The organism is Streptomyces sp. NPDC020958 (assembly GCF_055562175.1).
On record NZ_JBVHFU010000004.1, the window covers coordinates 538688 to 556618 of the forward strand.

At 66.1% G+C, this 17931-nt stretch carries 21 protein-coding genes and 1 pseudogene; 15 read left to right on the forward strand and 7 right to left on the reverse strand.

Features of this window, described 5'->3' with window-relative positions:
- Positions 1-48 precede the first annotated feature (48 nt).
- From phoU to ACZ3KP_RS16345, 3 genes are all read left to right on the forward strand, one after another.
- Positions 49-738, forward strand: a complete 690-nt coding sequence (gene phoU / locus ACZ3KP_RS16335) for a phosphate signaling complex protein PhoU (protein ID WP_132892041.1) — start codon at positions 49-51, stop codon at positions 736-738.
- A gap of 166 nt (positions 739-904) precedes the next feature.
- Positions 905-1060, forward strand: a complete 156-nt coding sequence (locus tag ACZ3KP_RS16340) for a hypothetical protein (RefSeq protein WP_467500059.1) — start codon at positions 905-907, stop codon at positions 1058-1060.
- Between the two features lie 119 nt (positions 1061-1179).
- The gene (locus ACZ3KP_RS16345; RefSeq protein ID WP_132892042.1) at positions 1180-1431 is read left to right on the forward strand and encodes an SCO4226 family nickel-binding protein; all 252 of its coding nucleotides are present in this window, start codon (positions 1180-1182) and stop codon (positions 1429-1431) included.
- A 19-nt stretch (positions 1432-1450) separates the two neighbouring features.
- Here the strand turns inward: ACZ3KP_RS16345 and ACZ3KP_RS16350 are convergent, their stop codons facing one another.
- Positions 1451-2125 (reverse strand): hypothetical protein, encoded by a 675-nt coding sequence (locus ACZ3KP_RS16350; RefSeq protein ID WP_467500061.1) that lies wholly within the window; start codon positions 2123-2125, stop codon positions 1451-1453.
- Positions 2126-2254: 129 nt separating this feature from the next.
- On the opposite strand from ACZ3KP_RS16350, the gene ACZ3KP_RS16355 reads away from it, so the two are divergent.
- Both ACZ3KP_RS16355 and ACZ3KP_RS16360 read left to right on the forward strand, forming a co-directional pair.
- Complete coding sequence (locus ACZ3KP_RS16355; protein ID WP_467500063.1) at positions 2255-3529, forward strand: lanthionine synthetase LanC family protein; 1275 nt, start codon at positions 2255-2257, stop codon at positions 3527-3529.
- Positions 3530-3615: 86 nt separating this feature from the next.
- The gene (locus tag ACZ3KP_RS16360; RefSeq protein WP_467500290.1) at positions 3616-4254 is read left to right on the forward strand and encodes a DUF5959 family protein; all 639 of its coding nucleotides are present in this window, start codon (positions 3616-3618) and stop codon (positions 4252-4254) included.
- Here the strand turns inward: ACZ3KP_RS16360 and ACZ3KP_RS16365 are convergent.
- Positions 4142-4498: a carboxymuconolactone decarboxylase gene (locus ACZ3KP_RS16365; protein ID WP_360561406.1), complete on the reverse strand. Its 357-nt coding sequence runs from the start codon at positions 4496-4498 to the stop codon at positions 4142-4144. The genes ACZ3KP_RS16360 and ACZ3KP_RS16365 overlap by 113 nt on opposite strands.
- A gap of 403 nt (positions 4499-4901) precedes the next feature.
- Between ACZ3KP_RS16365 and ACZ3KP_RS16370 the strand changes: the two are divergent.
- The 3 genes and pseudogenes from ACZ3KP_RS16370 to ACZ3KP_RS16380 all read left to right on the forward strand — a co-directional run.
- A pseudogene (locus ACZ3KP_RS16370) lies at positions 4902-5054 on the forward strand (class II glutamine amidotransferase); the annotation flags it as partial.
- A 747-nt stretch (positions 5055-5801) separates the two neighbouring features.
- Entirely contained in the window at positions 5802-7382 is a 1581-nt protein-coding gene (locus ACZ3KP_RS16375) for a DUF4365 domain-containing protein (protein WP_467500065.1), read from the forward strand.
- A 626-nt stretch (positions 7383-8008) separates the two neighbouring features.
- Positions 8009-8308, forward strand: a complete 300-nt coding sequence (locus ACZ3KP_RS16380) for an HIRAN domain-containing protein (RefSeq protein WP_467500292.1) — start codon at positions 8009-8011, stop codon at positions 8306-8308.
- A gap of 240 nt (positions 8309-8548) precedes the next feature.
- Here ACZ3KP_RS16380 and ACZ3KP_RS16385 read toward each other — a convergent pair whose 3' ends face one another.
- The 5 genes from ACZ3KP_RS16385 to ACZ3KP_RS16405 all read right to left on the reverse strand — a co-directional run bounded on the left by ACZ3KP_RS16385 (position 8549) and on the right by ACZ3KP_RS16405 (position 13418).
- Positions 8549-9655 carry an RNA-binding domain-containing protein gene (locus ACZ3KP_RS16385; protein WP_451469735.1) on the reverse strand — a complete coding sequence of 369 codons (1107 nt, stop codon included), beginning with the start codon at positions 9653-9655 and terminating at the stop codon, positions 8549-8551.
- A gap of 503 nt (positions 9656-10158) precedes the next feature.
- The gene (locus tag ACZ3KP_RS16390) at positions 10159-11937 is read right to left on the reverse strand and encodes an AIPR family protein (protein WP_451469736.1); all 1779 of its coding nucleotides are present in this window, start codon (positions 11935-11937) and stop codon (positions 10159-10161) included.
- A 197-nt stretch (positions 11938-12134) separates the two neighbouring features.
- Positions 12135-12536 carry a hypothetical protein gene (locus ACZ3KP_RS16395; protein ID WP_467500294.1) on the reverse strand — a complete coding sequence of 134 codons (402 nt, stop codon included), beginning with the start codon at positions 12534-12536 and terminating at the stop codon, positions 12135-12137.
- Entirely contained in the window at positions 12536-12964 is a 429-nt protein-coding gene (locus tag ACZ3KP_RS16400) for an ATP-binding protein (protein WP_467500068.1), read from the reverse strand. The genes ACZ3KP_RS16395 and ACZ3KP_RS16400 overlap by 1 nt, the downstream gene beginning before the upstream one ends.
- A gap of 46 nt (positions 12965-13010) precedes the next feature.
- Positions 13011-13418 carry an NUDIX hydrolase gene (locus tag ACZ3KP_RS16405; protein ID WP_362719603.1) on the reverse strand — a complete coding sequence of 136 codons (408 nt, stop codon included), beginning with the start codon at positions 13416-13418 and terminating at the stop codon, positions 13011-13013.
- A gap of 106 nt (positions 13419-13524) precedes the next feature.
- Here ACZ3KP_RS16405 and ACZ3KP_RS16410 point away from each other — a divergent pair, with 106 nt between their 5' ends.
- The 7 genes from ACZ3KP_RS16410 (at position 13525) to ACZ3KP_RS16440 (ending at position 17880) form a co-directional block, all read left to right on the forward strand.
- Entirely contained in the window at positions 13525-14316 is a 792-nt protein-coding gene (locus tag ACZ3KP_RS16410; RefSeq protein WP_089100239.1) for a GntR family transcriptional regulator, read from the forward strand.
- A gap of 170 nt (positions 14317-14486) precedes the next feature.
- Entirely contained in the window at positions 14487-14843 is a 357-nt protein-coding gene (locus ACZ3KP_RS16415; protein WP_467500070.1) for an SCO3933 family regulatory protein, read from the forward strand.
- Positions 14843-16219 carry an FtsK/SpoIIIE domain-containing protein gene (locus tag ACZ3KP_RS16420; protein ID WP_467500072.1) on the forward strand — a complete coding sequence of 459 codons (1377 nt, stop codon included), beginning with the start codon at positions 14843-14845 and terminating at the stop codon, positions 16217-16219. Before ACZ3KP_RS16415 ends, ACZ3KP_RS16420 begins: the two co-directional genes overlap by 1 nt.
- An 88-nt stretch (positions 16220-16307) precedes the next feature.
- Positions 16308-16940, forward strand: a complete 633-nt coding sequence (locus ACZ3KP_RS16425) for a DUF2637 domain-containing protein (RefSeq protein ID WP_467500074.1) — start codon at positions 16308-16310, stop codon at positions 16938-16940.
- A 264-nt stretch (positions 16941-17204) separates the two neighbouring features.
- Positions 17205-17396 (forward strand): mobile element transfer protein, encoded by a 192-nt coding sequence (locus tag ACZ3KP_RS16430; RefSeq protein ID WP_352093630.1) that lies wholly within the window; start codon positions 17205-17207, stop codon positions 17394-17396.
- A 16-nt stretch (positions 17397-17412) separates the two neighbouring features.
- Positions 17413-17607 (forward strand): hypothetical protein, encoded by a 195-nt coding sequence (locus tag ACZ3KP_RS16435; RefSeq protein ID WP_132888888.1) that lies wholly within the window; start codon positions 17413-17415, stop codon positions 17605-17607.
- A gap of 24 nt (positions 17608-17631) precedes the next feature.
- Positions 17632-17880, forward strand: a complete 249-nt coding sequence (locus tag ACZ3KP_RS16440; RefSeq protein WP_467500297.1) for a SpdD protein — start codon at positions 17632-17634, stop codon at positions 17878-17880.
- Positions 17881-17931 lie beyond the last annotated feature (51 nt).

A 17931-nucleotide genomic window follows, 5' to 3' on the forward strand; every position in this document is an offset into this window, starting at 1 on the left:
CCCCGGCCCCCGGAACCCCTGGAACACACGCACGAGAGGGAACCCCTGATGCGGGACGCGTACCACGAGGAACTCGACTCGATCGGCGACAGCCTGGTCGACATGGCCAGGCTGGTCGGCTCGGCCATCGGGCGCGCCACGACGGCGATCCTCGACGGCGACCTGAAGCTGGCCGAGAGCGTCATCGAGGCCGATCAGAAGGTGGACGAGCTCCACCACGACCTGGAGGCGCGTGCGATAGCCCTGCTCGCCCGCCAGCAGCCGGTGGCGACCGACCTGCGGATCGTCGTCACCTCGCTGCGGATGTCCGCCGACCTGGAGCGCTCCGGCGACCTCGCCCAGCACGTGGCGAAGCTGGCCCGGCTGCGCTTCCCGGAGCGCGCGGTCCCGCGGGACCTGGAAGCCACCATCCTGGAGATGGGCCAGCTCGCGCAGCGCCTGATGGCCAAGGCCGCCGAGGTCATCGTCACCAAGGACGTCGACCTGGCGCTCCAGCTGGAGCAGGACGACGACGAGATGGACCTGCTGCACCGCACGCTCTTCTCGCACCTGCTGGACGACCGCTGGAAGCACGGCATCGAGACGGCCGTCGACGTGACGCTGCTCGGCCGCTACTACGAGCGGTACGCCGACCACGCGGTCGCCGTCGCCAAGCGCGTCGTCTTCCTGGTCACCGGCGAGCACGCGGACGATCTGCAGCCCGACATCCAGCCGGTGACGGGCACCGAGGGGGCGTGACCGCCTCGGCGGGCGGGGCTCGCGCGGTGCGGGGCAGGCGTGCGAGCGCCACCGTGCGCCGTTGATGCGCCCAGCGGAACGGGCATGGAATGGGCAAGGGCACCCCTGCTTCTGGGGAATCCAGGGGCCAGGGCTGCTTTTCTCTAGGGACCTCTAGGAGGGATCCATGGCCGAATCCCCCAGCACCACGCCCGACCCCACGCAGGAACGCGACACCGACCAGCCCACCGAGATCAAGAACCTCCTGGTCATCGGCGCCTGCGGGTGCGGCTCGGGCTGCGGCTGCGGCTGCCAGTCGGGCGGCCCGTGCCAGTGCGGCTGAGCGGACGACCCGGACACGGCGGAGGGCCCCGGACTCAGGTCCGGGGCCCTTCGCGTGCCGGGCACGCGCGACGGGCGCAGCATGGAATTGCCCCGTAAAAGGTGAAGGAGGTGGCAGCCATGCCGCAGTTCATGGACGTCCACCACGGGATGCAGGGCATCACCGCCGACCAGCTCAAGGAGGCCCACGAGGCCGACCTGGCCGCCGAGAAGGACGAGGGCGTGCACTTCGAACGGGCCTGGGCCGACCCCGAGTCCGGCAACGTCTACTGCCTCTCCGACGCACCCTCGGCCGAGGCGGTCAGGCGCGTCCACGAACGCACCGGTCACCCGGCCGACGAGATCCACGAGGTACCGCTGTCGATCTGGTGAGCACGGGCGTTCCGTGCAGCTACTCGTACCAGGGCCCGGGCAACGGCCCGCGCTTCCCGCCCGCCGGAACCCCCGCCATGTCACCGGCCTTCCCGAGGTCGCCCCGGATGTGCAGGTAGAGGGAGGGGGTCGGCAGTCCGACGGTCTGGATCCAGCCCCTGCCGTGTACGTGCCCTGCCGCGATCAGTTTCTCGGCCTGACCGGGCGGCGCCATGGTGCGCGCGTAGCTCTGGCAGATCGTCTCGCCGCTGTCGGCGAAGGCGTAGCGGGCGGCGTAGGCGTAGCCCTCGTGGAGCCACACGTACAGCACGATCGGCTTGTCCAGGACGGTGCGGAACCAGTCCGCCGCGAGCCGGGCGAGCCGGTCCGTCGGCCCCGTGGCGTCGAGCGCCCATGCGCTGGGCGCGTCCGGGAGCCGATACAGCTGGTTGTGCAGCCGGTCCCCCTGGACACGGTCGCCGACCAGGTGCACGCCCAGGTCGACGAGGTGCAGCCGCGGCTCCACCCGGTCGGTAAGACCGACCGACGCCAGCAGCGCCCCCCAGCCGTCGGGCCGGGCCACCTCCCCGAACACGTCGGCCGGCGCCCAGGCCCGGCAGAAACCGTTCAGCCCCGAGACGAACTCCCGCTCGGCGTCGGTGAACTCGAACTCGTCGTCCGGGTCGTCGATCTCGAACCAGTCCCGCGTTGTCATGGACCGGACTCTACGAGGGCGGACGGCCCGCGCTCGACTGCTTTTGAACGGCCCTCGCGGCCGCCCCGGTCCGTCGGCCCACCTGCGGTCACCTACGGAACTCCCCTTCGGGGATGCGAAAGTGACCCCATGACGACACCGGAGACGTGGCAGGCCGAGGAGACAGAGGCACTCGCGGTGGACGGGCTCCGCTGGCTGACCGGAGTGGCACGGGAGACGACCGGAGCAGGTCTCGCCTGGCCGACCAAACCATCGGACGACGAACTCGACCCGACGCTCTACGGCGGTACGGCCGGTGTCGTCCCCCTACTCCTCGAAGCGTGGCGGCACTTCGGCGACGACACCTACGCCGACACCGCGCTGCGCGCCGCCCGCAGCCTCGCGGAGTCGGTCGACGGCATCGACGGCGACTCCCTCTACGTCGGCCGCACCGGAATCGCCCTGGCCCTGCGCGCCGTGCACGAACAGCTGGGCGACACGGCCGCCGGTGCCGCCGCCGACCGTGCGCTGGGCCTCGTACGGGCACACTTCGACGGCACCCGGTGGGGCGAGCCGTTCGACCTGATAGGCGGCAACGCGGGGATCGGCCTCGGGGCGTTCCTGGCCGGCGACGCCGACCTGGCCGTCCTGGCCCTGGAGCCGTATCTCCGGACGGCGGAACGGACTCCGGCGGGCGTCCACTGGGCGTACCGCACGGGTGTCGACGCCCGTCTGCACCACGTGTCGCACGGCACGCTGGGCATCGTCCTGGCGCTGGCCAGGGTCGGCGCGGGCACCGGCCGTACGGATCTGGTCGAACTGGCGCTGGCCGGCGCCGCCGACGTCGTCGCCCGCGACGAGGCCGGACCGGCGGGTTTCCTCGTACCGCACTCGACCCCCCAGTACCGCCCGGGTACCACCGCGTCCGTGAGCTACGGCTGGTGCCACGGCCCGGCCGGGGACGCCCACGTCTTCCGGCTCCTGCGGGACGTCACGGCCGACCCGGTCTGGGCCGCCCTCGCCGACCGCTGCTGGCACACCATCACCCACTCCGGCCTGCCCCGGCGCCTGCACCCCGGCTTCTGGGACAACAACGGCCGCTGCTGCGGCACCGCGGGAGTGCTCGCCCTGGCCGGCGACCGGATCGCCGAACTCCAGGACCCGTACGACTTCGCCGACACCCTGGTCCGCGACCTGGCCGTCCGCGCGATCCGGGACAGCACGGGCGCCCGCTGGTCCAACCACGAACACCGGGCCACCCCACCCGACCTGGAACCACGCACCGGCTGGGCCATGGGCAACGCGGGCATCGTCCGCGAACTCCTCCGCCTCGCCCGGCTGCGCCGGGGCGGCGCCCCCGCCTACGCGTTCCCCTGGCCGGACCAGCCTCCGGTCCACACCGTGACCACCCACACCACGGCGTGAGCCGACGTCCCCACTCCAGCGTGTGAGGCCCCGCGAGGGCGGGGTGCGGCACTGTAAGCGGTCCGGCAGGATGCGCGGAGCTTCACCTGCCCGACAGACCTGGCACCAGCGGCCACCGTGTCTCCGTACGTGTCCTCGGGCGTTCTCAGTCCGGAATCCTGACCGGACACGACGTCCTCGACTGCGAGATCGTCCTCGTGACGGAAACCGTCAACGCCACCTTCGCGGTGACCGTCCTCCCTGAGGACCTGGAGGACGGGGAGAACGCTCTGACGACCCTGGAATCCGGTCGGTTCGCCACGTGGCTCGATTCCGGACGGACTCCCTCCATGAAGTTCAAGCCCGACCAGAGCGGCGGGCTATGGGTGTCTGTTCACGACGAGCCCTCGTCGGGAGTGATCGTCACCGTCCCGCTGTTCGCGCCGTCGAAGGCATGGGCCGCCGAGCAGCGGCACCTGCTCGCGCGAGCGCGCGTGGCCTACCCGCGCGAGGTCGTCGAGACGTCTCCCGGAGCCTACGAATGGCGGCGACCGTCAACGGCCGACGACCCCGTCTGCAATGGAAGGCAACGGCGCGCTGAGGCATGGAGGTTGCCGTACGCCGTGGGGTTCTCTAGGGGGCCGTACGGCTGGCGGCTTCGGCCTGGGCGATGGCTTCGGCTTCACTGTCGGCCAGGGCGAGCGCGACACCGAACGCCTGGGCGATGTGGCCGGCGGCTGACATGACGCGTGCCGTCCCGACGACAGGGGCGATGGCGACGAGCAGGTCTTGAAGTTGCTCGACCGTGAATTCGGCTTTGATCGCGGGGTTGATGTGGGCCAGATAGGAGATCGCTGGTGCGTCCATGGCCACGAGTGCGGCAATACGGGAGAGGATGAGCGTCCGCTCGTCCATGTGACAGTGCTCGATGGAGTCGATCGTCATGGCGGCGATCGTGTCGAATACCGGAGTCTCGGGTGCAGTAGCCATGGTTGGCCTGCCTCCTCGCGATGTAGGGACATTTCATCCGCTCAAGCGGGAATCCCCCCTGCACAAGCGGAGGTTGCGAATCAAGCGTAGGCACGCTCGGCTGGTAGCGCGCGTCGAGCCGGGCTGCTGGACCGGGCGCGCGACAGGTCCGCTTCGCGCGCGTGGCCCAGGGCAGCGAATCCGTGGCTTCGTTCCCGTGCTCGCCGAATGCCGCGCTCGCTCCGTCCGGGTCCGAGGCGTCCCCTGCGGAACCACCCGCAGGGTGTGAGGCGGCCGGTCCCCTTCAGGCGCACCGTGGACTCTGAACGTCCGGTGAAGCCGCGGGGGAGGAAGAAAGGACCACGCAGACATCGGCCGCACCCAGGCGCGTCACCGCCTTCCACGGGAGCAGGAGGGCCCGGACATGTGCCGCCGGATCGCTTACTCGGGTACGCCCGTCCTTCTCAGCAAGGTCCTGTTCGAGCCCGAGAACAATCTGATCGACCAGAGCCTGCATTCCCGCCTGGGAGTGGAGACGACCAATGGCGACGGCTTCGGTGTCGGCTGGTACGCCTCGGGCTCGGCATGAGGGCCCACAGTGGGCCCAGACCGTGAAAATGCCCCCGCGCCGCGCTGTATGCGCAGGTCGGGGGCATGATCACGGAACCTACTTCTTCTTGCCCTGGGTGTTGCCGGGAATCTCGGTGAGCTGGGTTTTTGCTGGTCAGGAGCGGCGGGCTCGTGCTCCTGGTGGTCGTCGTTGGTCGTCCTTGGCCACTGTCGAGCGACCTCGGACGGCCCAGGGACGGCCCGGCGCTGACGCTCGCCAGGTCTTCATGGCAAGGCGTTGTCAGTGGCGCCAGCTAGGGTCGCGGATGCGCGGCTGGCATCCGAGGTACCCAGCTCTGTAGTGCAGTTGCATCCCCGGCCCTGTCTGGGGGCGGCCCGGGAACAGGCCGGGACCTAACCGACGGTCGGGCTTCGTCGATGGTCAAGAGCGAGACCTGCCAGCGCCGGCCGCGCACCTCTTCGTCCCGAACTATCGGCTGCGGGGCCATTGAGGACTGCTGGGCTGGTCACTCGGCCGTTGACGTTCCTTGATGGTCGGCCGCGCGCGGAGGTTGCTGTACTCGCTGCTGTACCGCAGCCAATGGAGCTTCCGAGATGGACCCGGTGATCAAAGCATGCTTATGGAGTGCCCCGGTTGCCCTCCGGCCGTGGGGCTGGGCCGACTCCTCCGCGATGCTCGACGATCGGGCATGACAGTCGGTCTCTGCAGCTACCCTGCATTGGGTAGCGGGACGTGTCGGGGGAGGTGCCCTTCGTGGCGACCATCAGCGCGAGCCGGAAGATCGAGCGTGCCGGAGTCAACGCCCTGCGGACGCTGCTTGAGGAACATGACCATCTCGTCCAGGAGATCGACGGGGGCGCTGATCACGGCGAAGACCTATACGTCGGGTTCGCCAGTGAGGGCCGGCGTACCGGGCACGTCATCGCTATCCAGGTGAAGAGCGGCCAGAAGTACAAGCGAGCCAACGGGTACGCCATCCCTGTCGCCGACCATCGGGATGATTGGAAGGAGAGCCGTCTCCCTGTGGTGGGCGTGGTCTATGACCGCGACGAAAAGCGACTCTTCTGGGTCAACCTCACGAAGGAATTGCGGCGTGGTAGCGAAGCGACGTGGATTCAAGTTCCGCGGGCCAATGAGTTAAGCGATGGGTCTCTCCCCGGATTTATCGCTGAGCTTCAGGGGTTCATCGATGCGCAGGGTATGTGGCTCGGCAGCGAAGACGAGACGGAAGGCCAACCACCCGACGCAGTCGGTGAGTCCTCCAAGGGAAATCCGAAACTCACCACCCCGCCAACCCCGTCGGAGGCTACGTCACCCGGCCCGGAGTCGAAGCAGAGGAGCACCGTCACTGCAGGGCTAAACCGGACAGGTCCGACATCCGGCCTCGACGCGGCAGTCGCTGCGTTGAAGGCCGATCGCCATCGTGCACGAGAGCGCGGCTACCAGGACGGAGTGCGCCTAGCTCCTCACCTTGGCTGGTCCGCTCTCGATGAGCTTGGCAACCGAGATTTCGACTTCGGAAGCTGGTTGGAAGGCTGGCGCAATGGGTGGCTAGACATTCAGATGGGACGAGCCCCCTCGGGTACCACGAGGCCAACATGGCTTCCACTGCTCGCCGATCACCTCGGGGCCCTGGTGGCCCCGATCGGCTACGAGCAATGGTCCTTTACTCCGAGCAGGGCATACATCGACGGTTTCATCGCCGGGCTTCGCGCGGTGTGGCAGGATGCAGGTGCGTCCATTCCGGGCGGTATATCGCCCAAGCAGCAATCTGCCAGCCCACAGTCTGCACCCACCTCCGGTGCCAGCACCGCACGGAACCATGGAGAGCAGCAGAGCAGCAGCGCTGATGCCGCACCTGCAGCACCAGCAGGAGGCCAGCGGCTCTCACGCGCCGTTCCTGGAGAGGATGTCACACCACCGGCTGTGTGCAGCGATCAGAAGAGACTAACCACCGTTAAAGGCGTCCTCGGGAGCATCAACTTCGACGGCGAAACCGTGTTTATCCGCAAGGAGGGCTACGGCCCACGCATGAAAGGCATTCGGTCGCTCACCGTCCGAGAGATTGACCACGTCATCGTCAAGCCAGCTACGGCGATGTTTCACGGGTACATTCAATTTGTCCTACGAGATCACCCACCTGCGCCTGACCAACTCCTAAGCATGGCCAGCGGACGACCACACCGGGAAGACCCAGACTCAATGTCATTCACGCGCCGCGCCAACCGTGAAATCGAACACCTTAAGACGGAGATTGAGAGCGCAATCGCCACGGCGAGGGATGGCGTCCCGCCGAGTGGTTCAGCAGCACCACGGCATAGCCCAAGGTCATGAGGCGGCCATCGTGATGGAGATCCCTGGGGACTCCCGGATCATCATCGCCCTGGACGTGTAACACGCACGTCCTGCGCGAGCCATGAGGCACATGGATCGGCTGCTGTGGAGGCGTCCCGGTCGGGCCGGCGCGCATCGACGGCAGAGGCAGATGTCAAAAGCTCCGTCGGGATGGAGCCTGCGACATCCGCTTTAGGAGTTCGATCCGGTGGCCGTGCCTGCCCCGTATCCCCGGTGTTGGAGGGCGGCGCCGAATCCGAGGCCAGCTGCCTTGGTACGCCACCGTGTGCGCCTGTTGATGTCAGTGGTGGATGTCATTCCTCTCCACCCATCTGTCTTCAACCGAACGGCTCGCCCTCGCCTGGCTCCCGTGCAAGGCTACGGTGATTCCGTGCTGCAGGGGGACCCATGTATGTGCCGTCAGACGGACCCGCAGACCGCTTCGTACCGCCGCCCGGGGGCCTGCACCGGCTTCACCTCGTTGAGTACCAAGGTGGTTTACGCCTCTGCGAAGACGCTACGGGCCTCCTCGTCGGTCCAACCGATCGGCGCCTGCAGCGGGCCGGGCTCTACGTCACCAACCTACGAGGTGTGACGTACTACCAGGCGGCGGCAAACGGGCTGACCTGCGCCCAGGTCAGCCCTTGCGACTGGTGCCTGAGCCTGACAACCCCCACGATGGCTATGCCGTGGCGGTCTATCCCAACACAGGCAACGGTCCGATCGGCTACGTCAACAAGCAGAAAGCTCGTGCCTGGTCTCGGTTGATCGCCGAGGGAGCAGAGCTCTCCGCGGTGAGCCTGAGGGGGACTGGGCCGGGAATGAAGTGCGATGCAGTGGCAGTTCTGGCTGCCGAGCCGAGGGTGGTCGCCCACCTCCTGTCGCCGCGGCCCACGTTGCTTCCTCGGCCGGCGTTCCTCGGGTAGCGATCGGCTATGGCGCGCTCTCAGCTTGGGAAGCTTGGGTTCTCCACGGGCGATTGCTCAGCTGACCTGCGACAGAGCGGCGGCGTGGCCCATTTAATGTCGGCTGAGTTCCCCGCCGTTCCCCGTGGTTCCCCGCTCGATCTGGCACGGTTATGGCACGTCCTGCTCGCCCCGTACGCTCTATCGGAGACTGGGGTTTCGATCATTTGGCGTGGTCGGCATGCGGGTGTAACGCTCCTGCTAGCGTGTTGTGTTCCAGCCGAGGGATAGGTATCTTGCCAGCTCTTCGGCACTCAGCCAGTGCGTTCCATCAGCGTCCCTGATCGGGCACTTAACGGCTGCTGGATCTCGCTTACTGGACAGAATGAACGGTTTGTGAGCGTCGGGCTGCTGCGGGATATAGATCACCAGAATGCCAGCCTCAGAATCAATAGGATGCCATTCAACTTCAAGTCCGCGAATGTATGGCTTGACTCGACTGCGCAGGATCTTTCGATATTGTTCTCTATTGATCTCTACAGTTCGAATTGGGGTGATGGCTTCAATGATTTCGCCATCCCGTTTCGCCACTGTTGAAAATCCAATGACTAGCAGCCCTCCGTGCAAATTGGCGAACGCGGCCACATCTTTGCAGAATTCTTCCTCAGCTGCTGGATTCCCCAGCTTGTAAGGTTGACTCTTGACGTCAAGCCAACTGCATTCTTTACGCCCCAGCAATGCTCCTGGGTTACCAGAAACAATTGCCGAGTAGGCTTGGGGTAGTGTAAAACGACTCTCTGTTACGGGTGGAGGCGTAACTTGGTGGACGCTTGTCTGCCACTTTTTAATAGCCAGGGCCAGGGAGTCGCCTGACAATTCCGGTGCGAAGAGAGCCGCAAAGGAAGAGTCGAGGGAATATCTGGGGCGCGCGGAGGTTGTGGGCAAGCTTGCGCTTAGCAAGGCCCCTGTCGTTAGTAGCGCTGCAACCGGACCTGTACGCAGGTACTCGCGCGCGTTGTCCCTATACCAGGGAGTGCCGCGGGGGTAGCCAGCTTGCTCACACAGCCGTTGGACCTTGCTCGCGCGTCCTGGCCCCGTTACCGCCTCGTAGTAGGCTCGGCGGTCCATGTCACTACGTCGAGCCGCGATTGAGTCGCTCATCGCTGTGACGGTCACGATGTTGATTGGCCGCACGCCGTCGATCGAACCCACATAGAGGGCTACGAAGACCACAGCTGCGGCTCCCGGACTCGCGCCATGCGGAGCGCCAGCAGAAGTGGCAGGGAAGATTAGAGACAGGCGTTGCAAATACTCTTCTTGGGAAGGCAAGAGCGCAGGCAGTGCGTCTTCTGTTAGCGTCTCAAGCATGCTTCACCCTACTGCCGCGGGCGTCAGGCGACACGGGCTTTAGCTCCGACTCCGGTCTGAGCAACCGCTGAAACCGGCTAACACGGTTCCGACCACCGCTTTAGGGGAGAGGAGGGGTGATCTGCGAGCTGAGCTGGGGCTTCGCCGGCCGAGGAAGGGGGCGGGCACTTGACCGTGAGGCACCGGCGCTGCCCGTGACAGCCCCCTGCATCTGGCACGGTTGTGGCACGAACCTCAGCCGACGACAGTCAGCCACGACGGCGGGCGCGCCGACCGACCAGGCGCGCGTGTGTTTCAGTACCCCCCACTGACCTTCGCCACGTTGCTGCTGTCGTCGACCAGAGTGAGTCGCGACGGCCGCTCCGTGACGACGTTACCCGAGCCCGCAGCCCGCTGTGACTATGAGGGCGGTCCGACCACTGACCTGGGGTGTTCTCGCCTCCTGGGAATTCTAAGAGTTTCGCGGCGGTCTCCCTGCGATTGCAACCTCCAACGGCGCTTGATTAAGAGAATTCCACCGCGCTTGAGAAACTTCTGAAGTTATCTTCGTTCGAAGACGCTGTAGCTTCCACCATGGCTTGGAAATTGGTGATTGCTAGTGCTACGCGGTCCGCGTTCTTCAACCCGCCAGAAACGGCTTCATTCAGTTGATGGGCGAACGGCAAACAGGCGGCCACGATGGGACGCCATTTTTCCTCGGCGACTTTCGGACTGATTGAGTCCTTGAAGCGGAGAGAAAAGCGATCAGGGATTGCGGATCCCAATACGGTCTCAAGACATTCCGCGATAGCGGACACCATCAGATGAATAGCGCCGCGCTGCCTGAAGAATGCCATGTGGCGATTTTGAGCCGCAGTCCTGCCATTTTCAGAGATATGTGTGATTTCTAGCTTTGCCGCCTCGATGGCTCGCAGAAGCGAGTAGGCAAACAATACGTGGCGCGCGGAGGTTTTGTCGTTGTAGAACTGGGCGTAAACGCCATCTTCATCCCAGATTCGACGGGTGTCGTTGTAGGCGATGTTCGGCTTTCCGTGGAAGTCTGCAAGAGCCTGTGCGACTGTCGAATCTGGCAACAGATTCCTTGATCGCTCGATAGCATCCCGAGTACCTCCCCGGCGGCCCCCCTTGTAGTCGGCGTCGGGGATGGTGGAGAATTCCTGGCGCAATCGCTCTTGGACGGCGTCCTTGCTGCGAAAGTCCGACGCTTCTACCTTATTTTGAGTGTTGTTGTACCTGACGATCTCGCCTAGTACCTCTGGATCGTCGCATTTAACAAACCGAGCCATAACCCAGGTCTCATCAAGGTTGCCGGCTTCACCATCTGTAAGTGTGCCAATCGACCCAGTGGTCTGAGCGCCGTTGATGATCCCAAGCCCTGAGATCTCTAGGGTTGCCTCACTTCCAGTTGTCGCAGGCGTGTGAGAGAAGGAATTAACTAGGATGGTGAGCCCATTGTTGTAGACCCAGAAGTTATCAGGAGTGTCGCGAGCGGTATTTTTTATCCCGTAATTGATGTTACGTTCAGAGCGGACGATCCCTAGATAATCCCGAACATTCGGAGACATCAGATCGGATTCATGAATCTTCCATAGATCCCGCAGCCAAGAGGCGCGAACTGATGTGCAAAAAGAGCGCCATTTGGCCCCGTTAGCTTCAAAGCCACCTTGGATCGGGATAATGAAGGAGTCCGTTACCGAAATCGGATTCTTAGTCCTGGTGTAGAACTCCTCTAGGCGATTGAGGCCGATCTCTGAAGAGGTGATAGAAGTGGTTCGCGCCTTAGGGAACTCGGAAGAAATCAATGCCTTGGCGGTATGAGCCACCTGGTCAAGCTCCGAGCGGACATTGAGGGATTCCGGAAGGTTGTGACAATACCAGATATCGAATTCACGGACCTTATCGGATTGAAAGGCTTCCCTTACCTCCTCTGCCGCGTACCGGAGATTCTCGGGCAAGCCGTTCAAAGGCCCTTTGAGAAGCCAGGTGACCGCCGTATTGAGGTCGCTTGCCTTATTGGCCGGCGCTTCCTGCTTCTCCTTGCCGGAATAGTACGCCTGCCCAACTACTACGCGCTCACGGTCAGTGTCCACAAAAACCAGATCGCACTTCTTGTCATTGCTGCCGTCCGTGAGAGCGGTGGCGGCAACGGACTGGATGTCCTCGATTCCGAGATTAAGCTGAAGAGCGAAAAGAATCAGACCATTATCGCCGTACTGCTGAAGGTCATCACGGCTAGCGTATGCCGCGATGGAGGACGACTTACTCGGAACCTGTCCAGTCATGCGCAGATCGTAGCGTCCGGGGCTGTAGACCGACCAGTGAAATGACTTCTTACGGCAAGCGGCTGATTGCTGTGCGCGCGGCACGGACACCGGCCGGGCTGGAGCGGGACGGAGGCAGGAGCGCAGGCCCGGACGGGGGCCGGGCCGCGCGCGGGGAGCGGAGCGAGCCGCCTTGAACCTGTAAGGAAGGTTGTAACTCAGTCGGTTGTGTGGGGCGCCTGAGGTGCTGTGTGCGGTTTGAAGTCGTCTGTGCAGAGCGGGAGTTCAACGCCTTGGCGGTGTGCCAGCGGCAGGAAGATCACGGGCCGGATCGCCCATGTGATGCGGGTGCTGGCCTGCGTGACTGTCACCGTGCAGGGCTCGGCTCGCAGGAGAGCTTTCCTCGTCGCTATGCGGCCGTCGTACAGCCATTCCCACGCTTCCTGGGATGCGTCGGGGTCGAGTGCCGGTGAGATGGTGCGGAGTGCGATGGCGACCCATCTGTCTGCCTGGGGCGCGGAGTAGGCGTCGAAGGATGCCCGGAGCGCCGGCCATCCCGTCTCGTCGGTGATGTCCTCGGTCCAGCATTCGCACCAGTAGCCGCGCTGCGGCTTGTCCATCAGCACGGGTGGCCTCCGGTCGGTCGGCCCGCGAACAGCTCGGCGGTGACCGTGTAGCCGCCGTCGCTTTCGTGGACGACGACGCGATGGGCGATTGCGCTGACCATGCCCAGGCCTCGGCCGTGTTCGGCCTCCTGGTCCTGGCGCTTGATCTTCGGCGCTGTGCCGGCGGCCCCGTCGTCGGTGACCGACAACGCGATCACCTGTGCTGACACCGCAAGGGCCAGATGGAAGCTGCCCGACTCCTGGCCGCTGGCCGTGTGGAGGATCGCGTTCGCGCTCAGCTCGCTCACGATCAGTTCGACGTCTTCGGCTAAAGGGGAGCCTCGCAGGATGTCGCGGGTCCAGCGGCGGGCTCGGCTGACCTCTTCCGGGAAACCTGGGCAACTGAGCCCCCAGACCCGGGCTGTACTCATATACTCGTGCATACAAGTTCCTTCATGCTGGTAGGCCGCCATGTGCAGCGGATTCGGGCTAGACGAGTTTCACGCCATCGTGGGCGCGGATCGCAGGTGGAGACGCCGCGTCCATCGCGTCCAGGACACGGATGGCGTACGCCTCGTCGGCAAGCTCGGAGACTTCTTCACGGGTCGCCCAGCGCAGGGCGCGGGTCTCGTCACCAGTGGTGGGCGTGCCGTCGGCGGCCTCGCAGCGGAAGACCAGAGAGACGATCAGGCCCGTCATGTTCTTGTAGACGCCGGTCAGGGTCGCCGGAAGGACGATCTTGATGCCGGTCTCTTCGAGGACTTCGCGTTGCAGGGCCTCGGGGATGGTCTCCTCGCGTTCGAGGACACCGCCCGGCGGTTCCCACTTGCCGTTGTCCCGGCGCTGGATCAGGAGGGCCCGGCCGCGGGTGTCTATGACGACCCCGGCGACGCTCACGGAGTGCGGGCGTTCTGTGCTCACGTTCCTCGGCCCTCTCGGCTGGCTAGGCTCTCACCGTAGCAACAACACTCACCCACTCGTCTAGATACCTAAAGGAGTACAAGTGAGCCCTGCTCTTCCTTCGGGCCTCCTCGGAGATCTCGACCCCACGAGCGATCGTGCGGTCTTCCGGCAGATCGCCGACCAACTGCGCGAGGCCATCGACCGTGGGCGGTTCGGCGAGGGCGAGAAGCTGCCCTCGGAGGCTGAGCTTGTCGAGCACTACGGGGTGTCCCGGATGACGGTCCGGAACTCCTTCTCCATCCTCCAGGGGGAAGGGCTGGTGCATGCCGAGCACGGGAAGGGTGTGTTCGTGCGGCCCCGGCCTCCCGTGCGGCGGCTCGCCTCCGACCGGTTTGCCCGGCGGCATCGGGAGCAGGGGAAGTCCGCGTTCATCGTGGAGGCGGATGCGGCCGGCAGTCACCCCCAGGTCGACAGCCTTGAAGTGAAGGAAGAGAAGGCCAGCCAGGACGTCTCCACGCGGCTCGGGTCCGTGCGGCGCGTGCTGGCCCGGCGGCGCCGGTATCTTCTCGACGGCCGGCCGGTCGAGTTCGCCACCTCATACCTCCCCCTCGACATCGCCCGCGGCACCCAGATCGCCGAACCCAACCCCGGGCCTGGTGGCATCTACGCCCGGCTCGAAGAGTTGGGCCACCGCCTCGATCACTTCGAAGAGGAGATTCGCGCCCGGATGCCCTCGCCCGACGAGGTGAAGACGCTCCGGCTGGCCTCGGGTGTGCCGGTCATTCACCTGATCCGTACCGCCTTCGACACCGAGGGGCGGCCCGTCGAGGTTTGCGACACGGTCATGGCGGCGGACGCCTACGTCCTGTCGTACCAACTCCCGGCGACCTGATCGTCATGGTTTGCGGTGGTGTGCGGGCGCAGCTCTCCGAACTCGTATACCCCAACACACTCACTCGTATAGACGAGTGGGCAAGTTGTGTGACAGGGTGATCGTCGTGAGCCCGGGAGATCGGGTTCGCAGATCGCTAGATGTATAGACGAGTAGATAGGAAGTGTCCTGTGCGCACCATCCGTGTGGAGACCACCGCCGCCACGATCCTCCTCACCGAGGCTCCTGAGCCCAAGGTCCGCGACCGCCAGACCGGCGAGATCGCCAAGGACGCCCTGAGCGGTGAGGCGCTGATGACCATCGGCGTCGTCTACATCGAGGACGGGGAGTCCTCCCTGATCAAGGTCACCGTGCCGGAGGGCGGCGTTTCCGAGGGGCTGAACCTCGGTGCGCCGGTCTCGCTCCCCGGTCTCGTCGCCCGGCCATGGGAGTCCGTGTTCAACGGGCAGCAGCGTCACGGCATCGCATATCGGGCCGCTGCCGTCACTCCGGCCGCGTTCCCGGCCGCCATGGGGGCCACCGCCTGATGACCGACCTGACAACGCTTCTGGAGGTGGGTGGTCCTGTCGCCGCGCTCGGCGGTGGGGCCGCCTACACCCGGGCCAAGTACCCGGCGCTCTACTGGTCCGCCGTCGGCGGCCCGATATCCACGGTCCGTCTGCTCAGCTCGTACGGCTCCGTCATGGAAGCCTGCGGCCTGACCGTCGCGCCCTCCCGGCTGCGGGTCCTCGCCGTCAAGGCCACCACTCGGCGGGAGGTCCGGGCGGTCCCGCCCCGCCGGGGCATCATCCGTCCCACCTCGACCGGGCTGCGGCTTCGCCTCCGGCTCGCTCCGGGGCAGGAACCCGCCGACCTCGCCGCCTCGGCCGAGCGGTTGCGGCACGCCTGGGGAGTGCATGCCGTCTACGTCACCACGGTGAAGCCGGGTGTGGTGGAACTGCGGCTCGTCGGCTACGACGTCCTGCGGCGGGTACGCATGCCCCGCAAGTCCGGCGGCGGGTTCCTCAAGGTGCCGGTGGCGCTGCGCGAGGATGCCATGCCCTTCGTACGCGACTACCGCGCCGTTCCCCACCAACTCACCCTCGGCGCAACCCTGTCCGGCAAGTCCATGTACCTCCGGCACCTCATCGCCGGCCTCGCCCCTCAGCCCGTTGCCCTAGTCGGAATCGACTGCAAGCGGGGTGTCGAACTGGCGCCGTTCGCAGCAAGGCTCTCGGCGCTCGCCACCGACCCGGACGAAGCCGCCGAGCTGCTGCCCGCCCTGGTCAAGGAAATGGAGGATCGATACGACCTGATCAAGGAACGGCAGGGCATCGCGCCCGGCACCCCGGACGAGGAGATCACTTCCGACATCTGGGGCCTGCCGGAGAGCGAACGCCCCGTGCCCATCGTCCTGTTCGTCGACGAGGTGGCCGAACTCTTCCTCACCGCGACCCGCAAGGACGAGGAACGGCGGGACGAGATGGTCACCCAGCTCATCCGTCTCGCCCAGCTCGGCCGCGCAGCCGGCATCTACCTGGAGGTGTGCGGGCAGCGCTTCGGCGCCGAACTCGGCAAGGGCGCCACCATGCTCCGGGCTCAACTCACCGGCCGCGTGTGCCACCGCGTCAACGATGAAGCCTCCGCCAAGATGGCGCTCGGTGACATCGCTCCCGAAGCGGTCTTCGCCGCCTGTGCCATCGCTCCTGAGATGCCTGGTCTCGCCGTCGCGGGCGACACCTCCGGCGGCTGGTCCCGCATCCGCACCCCGTACCTCTCCCTCGGTGATGCCGCCGGGTCCTGCCGGGAGACGGCGCACCTGGTGCCCGACCTGCCTTCACTCAAGCCCTTCCGGCCTCACGTGCCTGTGCACCCGGTCGAGACTCCGGCCCCGGTCGTCCGGCCGCGTCCGGTGACCGACTGACCGTCGTCCCTTCCTCGCATCGGTCGGCGTGACCACCTCGCGTCATGTCCCTACCCCTGCCATGCCCGAAACCGAAAGGAGCCGGACCGTGCGCGCCCACCTCGGCCGTGTCGACGCCGTGTTGGTCCAAGCGCTCATTGCTGCCGCGCTGTCCTTCGCCCACCTCCATGACGTAGCCATGGCGGCCGGACAGGACGGGTGGAAAGCCTGGGCCTACCCGATCAGCGTTGACCTGCTGCTCGTCGCCGCATGGCGTCGACTCCGCTCCGGGACGGCCAAAGCGGCGGCCTGGTGCTGGTTCGTCATCGCCCTCGTCGCATCCCTCGGAGCGAACGTCGCCACCGCCGGCCTCCTCGACCTGGACGACGTCCCGGCATGGCTACGAATCCTCGTCGCCGGATGGCCCGCCGTCGCCTTCCTCGGCGGCACCCTCCTCGTCCACTCAGCGCCGAAAGCAGCCACCGAAGAGATCGGCGCCGACGTCATCGAGGACCAGGAGCACGAGCCCGAAGCCACACCAGCACCGCCGCCTGTCCAACCCGCCATCGAGGCGCCGCCGGAGCAGCCGCCCGTCCCGGTCCCGGCCGCCCTGGTCGACCACGCCCGAAAGGTCGCCGCCGAACACCACACCCGCACCGGTACCCCGATCGACACACCGACCCTCCGCGCCCGCCTCGGCGTCCCGGCCCCCATGGCCGAAGCCGTTGCTGCGCAGCTCTGAGGCGAATGCCGATGAGGGGGTTATCGCTTCCTCAGCGCTCGCCGCGTTCCGACAACGGCCGAAATGATCATGACCTCAAGGCAGCACGTGGTGATCACGGTGGCCCAGGACTCGCCCACCCACCACCTTCCCCCAACACACGCGAGCCCAAGTACCAACGCGGCCGTACCGAAGGCGGCCAGCCGCCGTGCCCCTTGTGACATGCCGCCTATCTACACGCCGTCACGCCCAACAGGCAAGCAATCAAAGGGAAGGACGCCTCTCTTGCCAGCCAACCGCCGCTTCCGCAACGTCATCCGGATCGGCCCCGTCCAGGTCGGCACCGCCTACGACGACCGGGGCCGCGAGAAGCACACCGCCGCCTGCACCGCCCCGCGTTGTGGCTTCTCCGCCGACTACGACAGCCGCGCCGCCGCCGAACTCGCCGCCCGCACCCACCGCTGCCCCGTCCGCTGAAAGGACCCTGCGCCCCGTGACCCTCAACCTTCCGCTCGTCGTCGTCCTCGGTTTCTTCGCCTGGGCGGCCGTCAAGTACCTCGGCGTCCGCACCTGGATCGTCGTCCTGGTCGCCCTCTTCGGCTTCTGGCTCTCCCACACCTTCCTCGCCCCCGCCATCGAATCCGGCACCCGTTCCGGCGTGACCGTCATAAACGGCTCACATGCCTAGACGAGTAGATAAGGAGTCTTGACTGTGTTCCTGCCCAAGTACCCCGACAGCCCCACCCCGCCGCCCGCACACACCCACACCCCGACCGACCCGGCCCCCGCCCTGCGCTCCGCGCTCCCGGCCGTCTCCATCAGCACCGGCGCCGTCGTCGCCGTGCTCACGGGCGGCGTGGTCCTCACCGCGCTCCTGACCGCCGTCGCCGTCTCGGCCATCTCCGTGGCCATCGCCGCCGTGGTCCTGCGCTCCCTGCTGCGCGAACACAACCGGCGCTGAACCGTGCCCGACCCCTGGGGCGGCCACGACACCGCCAAGCATCCGGCCGCC

Excerpts from the sequence above, each read along its gene's own strand:
- phoU (WP_132892041.1), top strand. The coding sequence starts at position 49 with ATGCGGGACGCGTACCACGAGGAACTCGACTCGATCGGCGACAGCCTG.
- ACZ3KP_RS16365 (WP_360561406.1), bottom strand. The coding sequence starts at position 4,498 with ATGGCTACTGCACCCGAGACTCCGGTATTCGACACGATCGCCGCCATG.
- ACZ3KP_RS16400 (WP_467500068.1), bottom strand. The coding sequence starts at position 12,964 with ATGCACGAGTATATGAGTACAGCCCGGGTCTGGGGGCTCAGTTGCCCA.
- ACZ3KP_RS16395 (WP_467500294.1), bottom strand. The coding sequence starts at position 12,536 with ATGGACAAGCCGCAGCGCGGCTACTGGTGCGAATGCTGGACCGAGGAC.
- ACZ3KP_RS16385 (WP_451469735.1), bottom strand. The coding sequence starts at position 9,655 with ATGCTTGAGACGCTAACAGAAGACGCACTGCCTGCGCTCTTGCCTTCC.
- ACZ3KP_RS16340 (WP_467500059.1), top strand. The coding sequence starts at position 905 with ATGGCCGAATCCCCCAGCACCACGCCCGACCCCACGCAGGAACGCGAC.
- ACZ3KP_RS16345 (WP_132892042.1), top strand. The coding sequence starts at position 1,180 with ATGCCGCAGTTCATGGACGTCCACCACGGGATGCAGGGCATCACCGCC.
- ACZ3KP_RS16355 (WP_467500063.1), top strand. The coding sequence starts at position 2,255 with ATGACGACACCGGAGACGTGGCAGGCCGAGGAGACAGAGGCACTCGCG.
- ACZ3KP_RS16390 (WP_451469736.1), bottom strand. The coding sequence starts at position 11,937 with ATGACTGGACAGGTTCCGAGTAAGTCGTCCTCCATCGCGGCATACGCT.
- ACZ3KP_RS16350 (WP_467500061.1), bottom strand. The coding sequence starts at position 2,125 with ATGACAACGCGGGACTGGTTCGAGATCGACGACCCGGACGACGAGTTC.
- ACZ3KP_RS16420 (WP_467500072.1), top strand. The coding sequence starts at position 14,843 with ATGACCGACCTGACAACGCTTCTGGAGGTGGGTGGTCCTGTCGCCGCG.